The sequence below is a fragment of the Siccibacter colletis genome (assembly GCF_025914095.1).
In the GTDB taxonomy this organism is placed as follows: Bacteria; Pseudomonadota; Gammaproteobacteria; order Enterobacterales; family Enterobacteriaceae; genus Siccibacter; species Siccibacter colletis.
The window spans coordinates 3,810,380-3,823,215 of the sequence record NZ_CP074352.1; the positions used below are offsets into that span (position 1 = coordinate 3,810,380).

8 protein-coding genes are annotated in these 12,836 nt (G+C 59.6%); 4 read left to right on the plus strand and 4 right to left on the minus strand.

Features of this window, described 5'->3' with window-relative positions; all coding sequences use genetic code 11:
- The first annotated feature begins 127 nt into the window (after positions 1 to 127).
- Positions 128 to 2,779 carry a phosphoenolpyruvate carboxylase gene (gene ppc / locus KFZ77_RS18200; RefSeq protein WP_264384984.1) on the plus strand — a complete coding sequence of 884 codons (2,652 nt, stop codon included), beginning with the start codon at positions 128 to 130 and terminating at the stop codon, positions 2,777 to 2,779.
- Positions 2,780 to 3,009: 230 nt separating this feature from the next.
- Positions 3,010 to 4,740 carry a phosphoethanolamine transferase CptA gene (locus KFZ77_RS18205; protein WP_264384985.1) on the plus strand — a complete coding sequence of 577 codons (1,731 nt, stop codon included), beginning with the start codon at positions 3,010 to 3,012 and terminating at the stop codon, positions 4,738 to 4,740.
- 46 nt (positions 4,741 to 4,786) lie between these two features.
- Here KFZ77_RS18205 and metF read toward each other — a convergent pair whose 3' ends face one another.
- The 3 genes from metF to metB all read right to left on the minus strand — a co-directional run bounded on the left by metF (position 4,787) and on the right by metB (position 9,500).
- Positions 4,787 to 5,683, minus strand: coding sequence for a methylenetetrahydrofolate reductase (metF, locus tag KFZ77_RS18210; RefSeq protein ID WP_031523358.1), 897 nt, complete (start codon positions 5,681 to 5,683; stop codon positions 4,787 to 4,789).
- Positions 5,684 to 5,904: 221 nt separating this feature from the next.
- Positions 5,905 to 8,337 (minus strand): bifunctional aspartate kinase/homoserine dehydrogenase II, encoded by a 2,433-nt coding sequence (locus KFZ77_RS18215; RefSeq protein ID WP_031523357.1) that lies wholly within the window; start codon positions 8,335 to 8,337, stop codon positions 5,905 to 5,907.
- 2 nt (positions 8,338 to 8,339) lie between these two features.
- Positions 8,340 to 9,500 carry a cystathionine gamma-synthase gene (gene metB, locus KFZ77_RS18220; protein WP_264384986.1) on the minus strand — a complete coding sequence of 387 codons (1,161 nt, stop codon included), beginning with the start codon at positions 9,498 to 9,500 and terminating at the stop codon, positions 8,340 to 8,342.
- Between the two features lie 278 nt (positions 9,501 to 9,778).
- Between metB and metJ the strand changes: the two genes are divergently transcribed.
- Positions 9,779 to 10,096 carry a met regulon transcriptional regulator MetJ gene (metJ, locus tag KFZ77_RS18225; RefSeq protein ID WP_031523354.1) on the plus strand — a complete coding sequence of 106 codons (318 nt, stop codon included), beginning with the start codon at positions 9,779 to 9,781 and terminating at the stop codon, positions 10,094 to 10,096.
- 111 nt (positions 10,097 to 10,207) lie between these two features.
- Here metJ and rpmE read toward each other — a convergent pair whose 3' ends face one another.
- Entirely contained in the window at positions 10,208 to 10,420 is a 213-nt protein-coding gene (gene rpmE / locus KFZ77_RS18230) for a 50S ribosomal protein L31 (protein ID WP_264384987.1), read from the minus strand.
- 209 nt (positions 10,421 to 10,629) lie between these two features.
- Here rpmE and priA point away from each other — a divergent pair, with 209 nt between their 5' ends.
- Positions 10,630 to 12,825: a primosomal protein N' gene (gene priA, locus KFZ77_RS18235; protein WP_264384988.1), complete on the plus strand. Its 2,196-nt coding sequence runs from the start codon at positions 10,630 to 10,632 to the stop codon at positions 12,823 to 12,825.
- The last annotated feature ends 11 nt before the right edge of the window (positions 12,826 to 12,836 follow it).

Below are 12,836 nucleotides of genomic sequence, written 5' to 3' on the forward strand. Positions count from 1 at the left end.
AGGGGGTTTTTACGTGGCTTTATAAAAGACGGTGTCTGATATTCGCCGTTTTTTGCGCAGCGCGTTGCTGGCAACCGGAACGCGGCGGATATAACAAAATAAAATGTAACGGGGTGTCTGGGGTCATATGAACGAACAATATTCGGCTTTGCGAAGTAATGTCAGTATGCTCGGAAAACTACTCGGGGATACTATCAAGGATGCGCTGGGAGAACACATTCTTGACCGCGTTGAGACCATTCGTAAGTTGTCCAAGTCTTCCCGCGCTGGCAACGACGCAGACCGTCAGGCGTTGCTGACAACACTGCAAAACCTGTCTAACGATGAGCTGCTGCCGGTCGCCCGCGCTTTCAGCCAGTTTCTTAATCTCGCTAATACCGCCGAGCAGTTCCATAGCATTTCGTCGAAAGGCGAAGGCGCGAGTAACCCGGAAATCATCGCCCGCACCCTGCGCAAGCTGAAAGACCAGCCGGAGCTTAACGATGCCGCCATCAAGGCCGCCGTCGAGTCGCTGTCGCTGGAGCTGGTGCTGACCGCGCACCCCACCGAAATTACCCGTCGTACCCTGATCCATAAAATGGTGGAAGTGAATAACTGCTTAAAGCAGCTCGACCATAAAGATCTGTCGGATTACGACCGCAACCAGATCATGCGCCGCCTGCGTCAGCTGCTGGCTCAGTCATGGCATACCGATGAAATCCGCAAATATCGTCCCAGCCCTATCGATGAGGCCAAGTGGGGCTTTGCGGTGGTGGAAAACAGCCTGTGGGAAGGTATTCCCAACTACCTGCGCGAGCTGAACGACCAGCTGACCGAGCATCTGGATTACCGGCTGCCGGTGGATTTTGTGCCGGTGCGTTTCACCTCCTGGATGGGCGGCGACCGCGACGGCAACCCGAACGTTACCGCCGACATTACCCGTCATGCTCTGCTGCTCAGCCGCTGGAAAGCCACCGACCTGTTCCTGAAAGATATTCAGGTGCTGATCTCCGAGCTGTCGATGGTGGAGTGCTCCGACGGCCTGCGTGAATACGTGGGCGCCGAAGGGGCGCAGGAGCCGTACCGCTATCTGCTTAAAGGGCTGCGCGGCCAGTTGCTGGAAACCCAGGCCTGGCTGGAAGCGCGTCTGAAAGGCCAGAAGCTGCCGAAACCAAAAGGCCTGCTGACCCAGAACGAACAGCTGTGGGAACCGCTTTACGCCTGCTACCAGTCGCTGCTGGCCTGCGGCATGAGCATTATCGCCAACGGCGAGCTGCTTGATACCCTGCGCCGCGTGAAAGCCTTTGGCGTGCCGCTGGTGCGCATTGATATCCGTCAGGAGAGCACCCGTCATACCCAGGCGCTGGGCGAGCTGACCCGCTATCTCGGCATCGGCGATTACGAAAACTGGTCTGAAGCCGACAAACAGGCGTTCCTGATCCGTGAACTGAACTCCAAGCGCCCGCTGCTGCCGCGTAACTGGGAGCCAGGCGAAGAGACGCGCGAAGTGCTCGACACCTGCAAGGTGATCGCCGAAGCGCCACAGGGATCTATCGCGGCGTACGTGATTTCTATGGCGAAAACCCCGTCCGACGTGCTGGCCGTGCACCTGCTGCTGAAAGAGGCAGGGATCGGTTTCGCGCTGCCGGTCGCGCCGCTGTTTGAAACCCTCGACGACCTGAACAACGCCAACGATGTCATGACCCAGCTGCTGAACATCGACTGGTATCGCGGCTTTATTCAGGGCAAACAGATGGTGATGATTGGCTACTCCGACTCCGCGAAAGATGCGGGCGTAATGGCCGCCTCCTGGGCGCAATATCAGGCGCAGGACGCCCTGATCAAAACCTGTGAGAAAGCGGGCATCGCTCTGACCCTGTTCCACGGTCGCGGCGGCTCCATTGGCCGTGGCGGCGCTCCGGCGCATGCGGCACTGCTCTCTCAGCCGCCGGGCAGCCTGAAAGGCGGTCTGCGCGTGACCGAGCAGGGCGAGATGATCCGTTTCAAATACGGCCTGCCGGAAGTGACCATCAGCAGCCTGTCGCTCTACACCAGCGCGATTCTGGAAGCCAACCTGTTGCCGCCGCCGGAGCCGAAAGCGAGCTGGCGTCAAATTATGGATGAGCTCTCCACCATCTCCTGCGAGATGTATCGTGGCTACGTGCGTGAGAATGACAAATTCGTGCCCTATTTCCGTTCCGCCACGCCGGAACTGGAGTTGGGCAAACTGCCGCTCGGTTCGCGTCCGGCCAAGCGCCGTCCAAACGGCGGCGTCGAGTCTCTGCGCGCCATCCCGTGGATTTTCGCCTGGACCCAGAACCGCCTGATGCTGCCTGCCTGGCTCGGTGCCGGTGCGGCGCTGCAAAAAGTGGTGGACGACGGCAAGCTGGGCGAGCTGGAAACCATGTGCAGCGACTGGCCGTTCTTCTCGACGCGTCTCGGCATGCTGGAGATGGTGTTCGCCAAAGCCGACCTGTGGCTGGCGGAGTACTACGATCAGCGCCTGGTAAAACCGGAGCTCTGGTCACTCGGCCAGGAGCTGCGCGCGCAGCTGGAAGCCGACATCAGCGTGGTACTGGATATCGCCAACGATTCCCACCTGATGGCGGACCTGCCGTGGATCGCTGAATCCATCATGCTGCGTAATATCTATACCGATCCGCTGAACGTATTGCAGGCCGAATTGCTGCACCGTTCGCGTCAGGCCGAAGAAGCCGGTGAGGAACCAGATGCCCGCGTTGAGCAGGCGCTGATGGTGACCATTGCTGGCGTCGCGGCGGGGATGCGTAACACCGGCTAACCGTAAGTTATCTATGCGTTAACCCGGCCCTGCGCCGGGTTAATCCCGCGCTAAATTTTCCTGTCATTTTTCCGTCACATTGCATATATTCCGCTCGCTTTGATGCATGGAATGTTCCGCGTCCTGCGGGCCATACAACAATAATCCTTACCTGAACTCCGCCGCTTAAGGCGTGGTTAAGGTTTTGCTGCAATCGTAGCGGCACACGTTTTTGACAGGCGATATAACGAATGACCACCACCGCACAGGCTAAACCCCCGTTTAGCTGGCCTGCCCTTGCATGGGTTCTGATCTATTTCTGGTATTTCTCAAGCGTTTTACAAATCATCATTCTGGCGTCCGGCTACAGCGGCACCAACGGCCTGCGCGATTCGCTGCTCTACAGCTCGCTATGGCTGATCCCGGTGCTGCTGTTCCCCGGTAAAACCCGGTTGATCGCGGGCATCATCGGGGTGGTGCTGTGGGCAGTCTCGATCTGCGCTCTCGCCTACTACGTCATTTACGGGCAGGAGTTCTCGCAGAGCGTGCTGTTCGTGATGTTTGAATCCAACGCCGGTGAGGCGGGAGAGTATTTCAGCCAGTACTTCAGCATGAAGCTGCTGTTAATCCTGCTGGCCTATACCGCTGGCGCGATATTGCTGTGGACGCGCCTGCGCCCGGTAACGCTCTCAGCGCCGTGGCGCTACGGCATTTCTGCGCTGGTGCTGGTGGGTTTGATCGTTTATCCCCTCGCCTGCGACCTGCTGATTAAACACCGTACCCCCGCGAAGGCGGTGAGCAGCCTGACATCGCGCATGGAGCCGGCGGCTCCCTGGCAGATGATCATCGGCTATACCCAGTACCGCACCCAGCTGAACAGCCTGCAGGGCATTCTCGACAAAAACCGCGAACTGCCGCCGCTGGCGAACCTGAAAGACAGCAGCGGCGATGCACCACGCACGCTGGTGCTGGTGATTGGCGAATCGACCCAGCGCGGGCGCATGAGTCTCTATGGCTATTCACGCGATACCACCCCGGAACTGAAAGCGCTGCGCGACAGCGATCCAAACCTGACGGTGTTCAACAACGTGGTGACATCACGTCCGTACACCATTGAGATCCTCCAGCAGGCACTGACCTTCGCCAACGAGCAGCACCCGGACCTCTACCTGACGAAGCCGTCGCTGATGAACATGATGAAACAGGCGGGATACAAAACCTTCTGGATCACCAATCAGCAGACCATGACCGGGCGTAATACCATGCTGACGGTGTTCTCGAAGCAGACAGATGTTCAGCACTATATGAACCAGCAGCGCACCCAGAGCGCACGTGAATACGATACCAACGTGCTGGCACCGTTTAAGGCGGTGCTCGCCGATCCGGCGCCGAAGAAATTTATCATCGTGCATCTGCTGGGAACGCATCTGAAGTATAAGTTCCGCTACCCGGAGAACTGGGGCAAGTTTGACGGCCAGAAAGACGGCGTGCCGCCGGGCCTGAGCGAGGAACAGCGGGAGGCGTATAACGACTACGACAACGCCAACCTGTTTAACGACCATGTGGTAGCGACGCTGTTCAGGGACTTCAAAGCCACCGACCCCAACGGGTTTATGCTCTATTTCTCGGATCATGGCGAAGAGGTGTATGACACGCCGCCGCATAACATTCAGGGGCGTAACGAGGCCCAGCCGACGCGCCATATGTACACCATTCCGTTTATCGTCTGGACATCGCCGGCCTGGCAGGCAGCCCATCCCCGCGATTTACGCCCTGATGTGGATCGGAAGTACAGCAGCGCTGAGCTGATCCACACCTGGTCGGATCTGGCCGGGCTGCGCTACGACGATTTTGATCCGACGCGATCCCTCGTCAACCCGGCGTTTAAGGAAACCACGCGCTGGATTGGGAATCCGTACAAGAAGAACGCGCTGCATGATTACGACGCGCTGCCGCACGGCGAGCAGCCAGGAAATCAGTAGTAAAAAAAGGCCACCGCAACGGGTGGCCTTTTTGTGTGCTGGCTGGCTACGCGGCCAGCACCGGGCGCACGCCGAGGGTGTGACAGATGGCGTAGCTCATCTCGGCGCGGTTCAGGGTATAGAAGTGAAAATCCTTCACCCCTTCGCGGCTTAAAATCTTCACCATGTCCATGGCGATGTTGGCACCTACCAGCTTGCGGGTTTCCGGATCGTCGTCCAGCCCGACATACATCTGCGACATCCAGGACGGAATGCGCACGTTGGTCATGTCAGCAAACTTCTTCGCCTGCTTGAAGTTGGAAACCGGGAGGATGCCAGGGATGATCTCCACGTCGATGCCGGTGGCGGCGCAGCGGTCGCGAAAACGCAGGTAGCTCTCGACGTCAAAGAAGAACTGGGTAATGGCGCGGTTGGCACCGGCGTCGATTTTACGCTTCAGGTTAAGCAGGTCAGCCTGGGCACTTTTCGCTTCCGGGTGCACTTCCGGGTAGGCAGCGACGGAGATATCAAAATCTGCGACCTCTTTCAGCAGCGCGACCAGATCGGTGGCGTACAGCTCCGGCTTACCGCTGCCCGGCGGCAGGTCGCCGCGCAGGGCAACGATGTGGCGAATGCCGTTATTCCAGTAGTCGCGCGCGATGCTGCGCAGCTCATCCGGCGAGGCATCAACGCAGGTCAGGTGCGGCGCGGCTTCAAGCCCGGTGCGATCCTTAATGCCTTTGATGATGCTGTGGGTACGGTCGCGCTCGCCGGAGTTAGCCCCGTAGGTCACGGAGACAAACTTCGGCTTCAGGCTGCTTAAGCGATCGATGGAGTTCCACAGGGTCTGCTCCATTTCACTGGTGCGCGGCGGGAAAAATTCGAATGAAACGTTAATCTGGCCCTGCACTTCTGCCAGGCTCTGATTCAGGGCTTCCCGCTGGTTGGCGTGAAAAAAGCTCATACCTTACCTCATCAATCGCTGCGTAATCGTGGTGTGCTTCGAACTTCTATACGTTTAGACGTCCAGATGTAAAAATGACGGAAAAGGGATGCCGCGTCAACCGGTAAATTATTCCGTGACGTGAGTAATTTTCAGCGATGGTGAAAAAGGTTCAGGATGGGGGTGGCAGGATAAAAAAGCGGGCGGGTAAGCTCGATTACCCGCCCGTCATGTGCGATGCCCTACAGCAGCTGCGCCAGACGGTTGATGTCTGACTGGATGGCACCGGCGGTAACGTCGCGGCCCGCACCCGGCCCGCGGATCACCAGCGGATTGTCGCGGTACCAGCGGCTCTCAATGGCGAACACGTTGTCGCACGGCAGCAGCGCTGCCAGCGGATGTTCAGGACGCACCGCCTCGACGCCGACGCGCGCCTTACCGTTGGCGTCAAAGCGTGCCACGTAGCGCAGCACCAGCCCCAGCTCGCGAGCCGCTTCCAGACGCTGCACCATCTGAGCATTCAGCTCATCGCCATTTTCAAAGAAATGATCCACCGATCCCTCTTCGCACCCGACCGGCACCAGTGACTCAACGCGCACCTGATCCGGCTCGATATCGTAGCCCGCTTCACGCGCCAGGATCACCAGCTTGCGCATCACGTCTTTTCCGGACAGATCAACGCGCGGGTCCGGTTCGGTCAGCCCCTGCTGCCACGCCTGATCCACCAGCTCAGTGAACGGTACCGAGCCGTCGAACTGCAGAAACAGCCATGAGAGCGTACCGGAGAAAATACCGCTGATGGCAAGGATGGCATCCCCGCTGTCGCGCAGATCGCGCACCGTGTGGTTCACCGGCAGGCCCGCGCCAACGGTGGCGTTATACAGCCAGTGGCGACCGGTTTTGGCAAACGCGTCGCGGATCTGGCGATACTTGTTGCTGTTGCTCGCCCCGGCCAGCTTATTGGCGCTGATAACATGGAAGCCGTGGCTGGCGAAATCAAGATACTGATCGGCCAGCTGTTCGCTGGCGGTGACGTCCAGCACCACTAAGTCGTCGTAAGGGTGCGCACGCATCCACAGGAACAGCGACTCTTCATCCTGTTCCACCGCTTCATCATTAAAGAAGGCCAGCGCCCGGCTGGCATCCAGCCCCTCGTAGTTGAGCAGGCTGCGGCGGCTGTCCACCACGCCGGCGAGCACAAACTCAAAGCCGGTACGTGCAGACAGAGTATCGCGCTCGCGGGCAAACAGCTCCAGCCAGCGTGAACCGATATTGCCTTTGCCGAACAGCACCAGGCCGATGCGCTTTTCGGCGCGGAACAGCGACTGGTGCAGCCCCTGAATCAGGCTCTCTGTCGGCCCGGCACGCAGGACGGCCACCAGACTGATGCCCTCCTCCGACTGCCAGATGTACTCCACCGGCTGATCTTTAAGCTGCTGCCAGAAGCGGTGGCTGTGCAGCGGATTGCGGCACACGCCCGCCCCCACCAGCGCCACCAGTGCCAGCCCTTCGCGCAGCCGCAGCTCACCCGGCAGGTTTGCCGCCTGCAGAATAGCCAGCGCGCTGCCCACCACTTCAGAGGTGTAGCAGAGCTGAAGCAGGTTGCGGTCAGGATGCACGCCGACCGACAACGGACGCACCTGGGCGCGCTGCAGCACCAGGCTCAGCTCTTTTCGCGCCAGTTGGAAATCCTGCTGCGCAGAGACCTGGAATTCAATCAGGCAGACATCGTCATGGCTGGTAACGATACGCGCGCCGGTGCCGGAGGCGAGCACGCGCTCGATGCGGGTGGAACCCTGCTCGGGGGTATAGCTGCAGCGCAGCTGGAGATCGATATCGCTGCCGGAAACCGGCTGCAGGGTGCGGGCGTGCAGCACCGGGGCAGCCAGGCGCGCCAGCTCGCTGGCTTCATCCAGGCGCAGCAGCGGCAGCAGGCAGGCATCTTTCACTTTGCGCGGGTCGGCGCTGTAAACCCCGGCCACGTCGCTCCAGATGGTAACGCGCGACACACCGGCCAGCGCCCCGATCTGGGTTGCCGAGTAGTCTGAACCGTTACGGCCCAGCAGCACGGTTTCGCCGGCGTCGTTGCGGCTGATAAAGCCGGTTACCACGATACGTTTATCGGGGTGCTGTACCAGCAGCTGCTGGAGCAGCGGCCAGGAGAGGCCTTCATTTACCTGGGGCTGGGCGGCGCGCTCGGCGCGCAGAAACTCGCGGGCGTCGAGCCAGGCGGCTTCAATGCCCTGGTGGTTAAGCACGGCGGCCATCAGGCGCGCTGACCAGATCTCACCGTGCCCGACCACTTCGGCATACACAGCATCGGTTACCGCGCCATCCAGCAGGCCCGCGAGGCGTTCGAGATCGCGGATAAATTCGCTGACCAGACCGTCAGAAATGTCGGGAGGTAACAGGCCGCAGATTAATTCACTCTGATAGCGGCGCAGCGCCTGCTGCACCTGATGCGCAGAGAGGCGATCGCTCTGGCTGAGTTTGAGCCAGCTGATCAACTGGTTGGTGGTGCTGCCGGCGGCCGAGACCACCATCATATCCCCCGGCAGGGAATATTCAGTCATGATGCCCGCTACGCGCAGGTAACATTTCACATCGGCAAGACTGCTACCACCAAATTTATGCAGTTGACGACCCTTCGCCCCTGCCTGCGCTGTCACACTCATTTTTACCCCTCGGATGCGACCCGGAAGCCATTTTCCAGGTCAGCGATTAAATCTTCACTGTCTTCAATACCGGTCGAGATACGCAGCAGCGTCTCGGAAATGCCTGCTGCCGCGCGTGCTTCTGGTGCCATACCCGCGTGTGTCATGGTGGCGGCGTGGGAGATCAAACTTTCGACCCCGCCTAACGATTCCGCCAGTGTAAACAGTGACAACCCGCTGAGGAAGCGGCGCAGCGTTTGCTCGTCGCCATCCAGTTCGAAACTGAGCATGGCCCCGAAACCTTTCTGCTGGCGTGCGGCAATGTCGTGCCCCTGATTTTCCGGCAGCGACGGGTGATAAAGTTTCTTCACCAGCGGCTGGGTTTTCAGGAAATCCACAATCGCCTGGGCGTTACGCTGGGCAACGTCCATGCGCGGCCCCAGCGTGCGCAGCCCGCGCAGCAGCAGGTAACTGTCAAACGCGCTACCGGTAACGCCTATATTATTCGCCCACCATGCCAGATGAGTGACCGTTTCCGCCTCTTTCGCGATCACCACCCCGGCCACCACATCAGAGTGGCCATTCAGATACTTGGTGCAGGAGTGCAACACCAGATCCGCGCCCAGCGCCAGCGGATTTTGCAGCGCCGGACTCAGGAAGGTGTTGTCCACCACGCTGACCGCGCCCGCTTCCCGCGCCAGACGGCAGATTTTCGCAATATCCACCACGCGCAACAATGGGTTGCTCGGACTTTCCACCAGTACCAGCTTCGGTTTTTCTGCCAGCGCCTGCGCTAACGCCGTCTCGTCATTTTGATCGACGAACAGCACGCGATAGCAGCCGCGCTTTGCCAGGCTGTCGAACAGGCGATAGCTGCCGCCGTAGCAGTCGTGCGGAGCCACCAGCAGATCGCCGGGGCGCAGGTAAACGGTGGTCACCAGGTGAATGGCCGACATGCCGGTATTGGTCAGCACCGCGCCGGCTCCGCCTTCCAGCTCCGCCAGCGCACGCTGCACCACATCACGGGTCGGATTGCCCCGGCGCGAGTAATCGTGCTCGCGCGGTTCATTGAAGCCGGTGAAGTTGTAGGTGCTGGAAAGATGGATGGGCGGGACAACACAGCCATACTGCTCGTCGTCATTCAATCCGCTACGCACTGCGATGGTGGCCTGTTTACGCGTCATGGTGAAGGGCTTCCTGGCAAAATTCCGGATGAAAGAGGGTCACAGAGTAAACACTGGAATAATAGACGTCAATACATCTGGACATCTAAATGTCTTTGCGTATAGATTGAGCAAAAGCACAATTCCCGTTAAAATTATGCGTTTTAGAGCAGTGAAACAGCCAGAGCGCCGCCATCGCGGTGTATTCTACGCTGTACACAACGCGAATTGATGGCTAAGACCGTGAAGATTGTCCGGTTTCAGCCCTACCCTAATGACTAGAGGATTAAAGGTATCTCATGGCTGAATGGAGCGGCGAATATATCAGCCCGTACGCTGAGCACGGCAAGAAGAGTGAACAAGTAAAGAAAATTACGGTTTCCATTCCTCTGAAGGTGTTAAAGATCCTCACCGATGAACGTACGCGTCGTCAGGTGAATAACCTGCGTCATGCGACCAACAGCGAACTGCTGTGCGAAGCATTTCTGCATGCGTTTACCGGCCAACCGTTACCGAACGATGCTGACCTGCGTAAAGAGCGCAGCGATGAAATTCCGGAAGAGGCAAAAGTGATCATGCGTGAGCTGGGTATCGACCCGGACACGTGGGAATACTAAGAAGCGGGAAGTGAGAACGCGGCGGCGGGCAGTAGTCTGTCGCCCGGTTTCTGTCTCCGGGAGCGGAGTACAGATGTGAAAAAGGCGCCTTGCGGCGCCTTTTTTCCAGGCTTATTTCGTGCCCGGGATGCTGAAGCGCTTGTTGAAGCGGTCAACACGGCCACCGGTAGCAACGTCACGCTGCTTACCAGTGTAGAACGGGTGGCACTGGCCACATACGTCCAGGTTCAGATCGTGACCCGCAGTAGAGCGAGTTTTGATAACATTACCGCAAGAGCAGTTTGCAGTAATTTCTACGTAATTCGGGTGAATACCTTTTTTCATGGGAAACCTCTGTTAAGGCCGCGTCGCTCTTCCAGCCCTGACGCCAGACACCACGCGATGTTAATGTATTTTGGTGAGCTTCAACGCGAATAAATCGCATCAAAGGCGGCGAATCATACAGAAAATAGCCACCGGATGCAAACTGATCCGCAATCAGCCCGCGTCAGAGTGTATACTATCCCGCCACTTTTATCAGCCTGGATGACTTCATGCCCGTAGCCCACGTTGCTCTGCCCGTTCCGCTGGCCCGCACTTTCGACTACCTGCTTCCTGATGAGATGCGGGCGGTGGCTGGCTGCCGGGTGCAGGTGCCGTTCGGTAAGCAGCAGCGCGTGGGCGTGGTGGTGTCGGTAAGCGAAACCAGCGAGCTGCCGCGCGAGGAGCTGAAGCAGGTTTCCGAGGTGCTGGATAGCGAATCGCTGTTCAGCCCGTCGGTATGGCGCATGCTTATCTGGGCAGCGGACTATTATCACCACCCTATTGGCGACGTGCTGTTTCACGCCCTGCCGGTGCTGCTGCGCCAGGGGAAACCCGCCAGCGCTGCACCGCTGTGGTACTGGTTCGCTACCGAGCAGGGGCAGAGCGTGGATATCAACAGCCTGAAACGCTCCCCGAAGCAGCAGCAGGCACTGGGGGCACTGCGCCAGGGGCGCATCTGGCGTCACCAGGTGGCAGAGATGGCGTTTAACGATGCCGCGCTGCAGGCGCTGCGCAGCAAAGGCCTGTGCGACCTCAACAGCGAAGCCCCTGCCGTCGCTGACTGGCGGCAACATTTTAGCGTGGCGGGCGACAGGCTACGGCTGAATACCGAACAGGCCACCGCGGTGGGCGCACTGCACAGCGCAGCAGACAGCTTTTCCGCATGGCTGCTGGCCGGTGTCACCGGCTCCGGCAAGACCGAGGTCTATCTGAGCGTCCTGGAAAACGTGCTGGCGCAGGGTCGTCAGGCGCTGGTGCTGGTGCCGGAAATTGGGCTGACGCCGCAAACCATCGCCCGCTTCCGCGAACGTTTTCAGGCACCGGTAGAGGTTATGCATTCGGGTCTGAATGACAGCGAACGCCTGAGCGCCTGGCTGAAAGCCAAAAGCGGCGAGGCGGCGATCGTCATCGGCACTCGCTCGTCGCTGTTTACCCCGTTTAAAGATCTCGGGGTGATCGTAATAGATGAAGAGCACGACAGCTCCTACAAACAGCAGGAGGGCTGGCGCTATCACGCGCGCGATCTGGCAGTATGGCGCGCTCACGCTGACCGCATTCCAATTATCCTCGGCTCCGCGACCCCGGCGCTGGAAACGCTGCACAACGTGCGGCAGCGCAAATATAACCTGCTGAAGCTCACCCGCCGCGCCGGGAATGCGCGTCCCGCCATGCAGCACGTACTGGATCTCAAAGGCCAGCAGCTACAGGCGGGCCTGTCTCCGGCGCTGATCAACCGTATGCGCCAGCACCTGCAGGCGGATAACCAGGTGATCCTGTTCCTTAACCGCCGCGGCTATGCGCCCGCGCTGCTGTGTCACGACTGCGGCTGGATTGCCGAGTGCGCGCGCTGCGATCACTACTACACGCTGCATCAGGCGCAGCATCATCTGCGCTGTCACCACTGCGACAGCCAGCGTGCGGTGCCGCGTCAGTGTCCGTCGTGCGGCTCCACGCACATGGTGCCGGTTGGCCTCGGGACCGAACAGCTGGAGCACAGCCTCGCCCCGCTGTTCCCCGGCGTACCGATTTCACGTATCGACCGCGATACCACCAGCCGTAAAGGGGCGCTGGAGCAGCATCTTGCCGAGGTGCATCGCGGCGGCGCGCGCATTCTGATCGGTACCCAGATGCTGGCGAAAGGGCACCATTTCCCGGACGTCACCCTGGTATCGCTGCTCGATGTGGATGGCGCACTGTTCTCGGCAGATTTCCGCGCCGCTGAACGTTTCGCCCAGCTTTATACCCAGGTGGCGGGCCGCGCCGGACGTGCGGGCAAGCAGGGGGAAGTGATCCTGCAGACGCACCATCCTGAGCATCCGCTGCTGCAAACGCTGCTGACTGAGGGCTACGACGCCTTCGCCGATCGTGCCCTGCTGGAGCGCAGCAGCGTTCTGCTGCCGCCCTGGAGCAGCCACGTACTGATCCGCGCTGAGGACCACAACAACCAGCAGGCACCGCTGTTTTTACAGCAGCTACGTAACCTGCTGCAGGCCAGTCCGCTGGCGGATAACCAGCTGTGGATTGTGGGGCCGGTTCCCGCCCTGCAACCGAAGCGCGGGGGCCGCTATCGCTGGCAGCTTCTGCTGCAACACACCTCGCGTCCGCGCCTGCAGCATCTCATCAGTTCCACGCTGGCGTTAATCAACACGTTGCCGGAAGCCCGTAAGGTGAAATGGGTGCTGGATGTCGATCCAATTGAAGGCTGATTCCGGAAGCG

Excerpts from the sequence above, each read along its gene's own strand:
- ppc (WP_264384984.1), top strand. The coding sequence starts at position 128 with ATGAACGAACAATATTCGGCTTTGCGAAGTAATGTCAGTATGCTCGGA.
- KFZ77_RS18205 (WP_264384985.1), top strand. The coding sequence starts at position 3,010 with ATGACCACCACCGCACAGGCTAAACCCCCGTTTAGCTGGCCTGCCCTT.
- metF (WP_031523358.1), bottom strand. The coding sequence starts at position 5,683 with ATGAGCTTTTTTCACGCCAACCAGCGGGAAGCCCTGAATCAGAGCCTG.
- KFZ77_RS18215 (WP_031523357.1), bottom strand. The coding sequence starts at position 8,337 with ATGAGTGTGACAGCGCAGGCAGGGGCGAAGGGTCGTCAACTGCATAAA.
- metB (WP_264384986.1), bottom strand. The coding sequence starts at position 9,500 with ATGACGCGTAAACAGGCCACCATCGCAGTGCGTAGCGGATTGAATGAC.
- metJ (WP_031523354.1), top strand. The coding sequence starts at position 9,779 with ATGGCTGAATGGAGCGGCGAATATATCAGCCCGTACGCTGAGCACGGC.
- rpmE (WP_264384987.1), bottom strand. The coding sequence starts at position 10,420 with ATGAAAAAAGGTATTCACCCGAATTACGTAGAAATTACTGCAAACTGC.
- priA (WP_264384988.1), top strand. The coding sequence starts at position 10,630 with ATGCCCGTAGCCCACGTTGCTCTGCCCGTTCCGCTGGCCCGCACTTTC.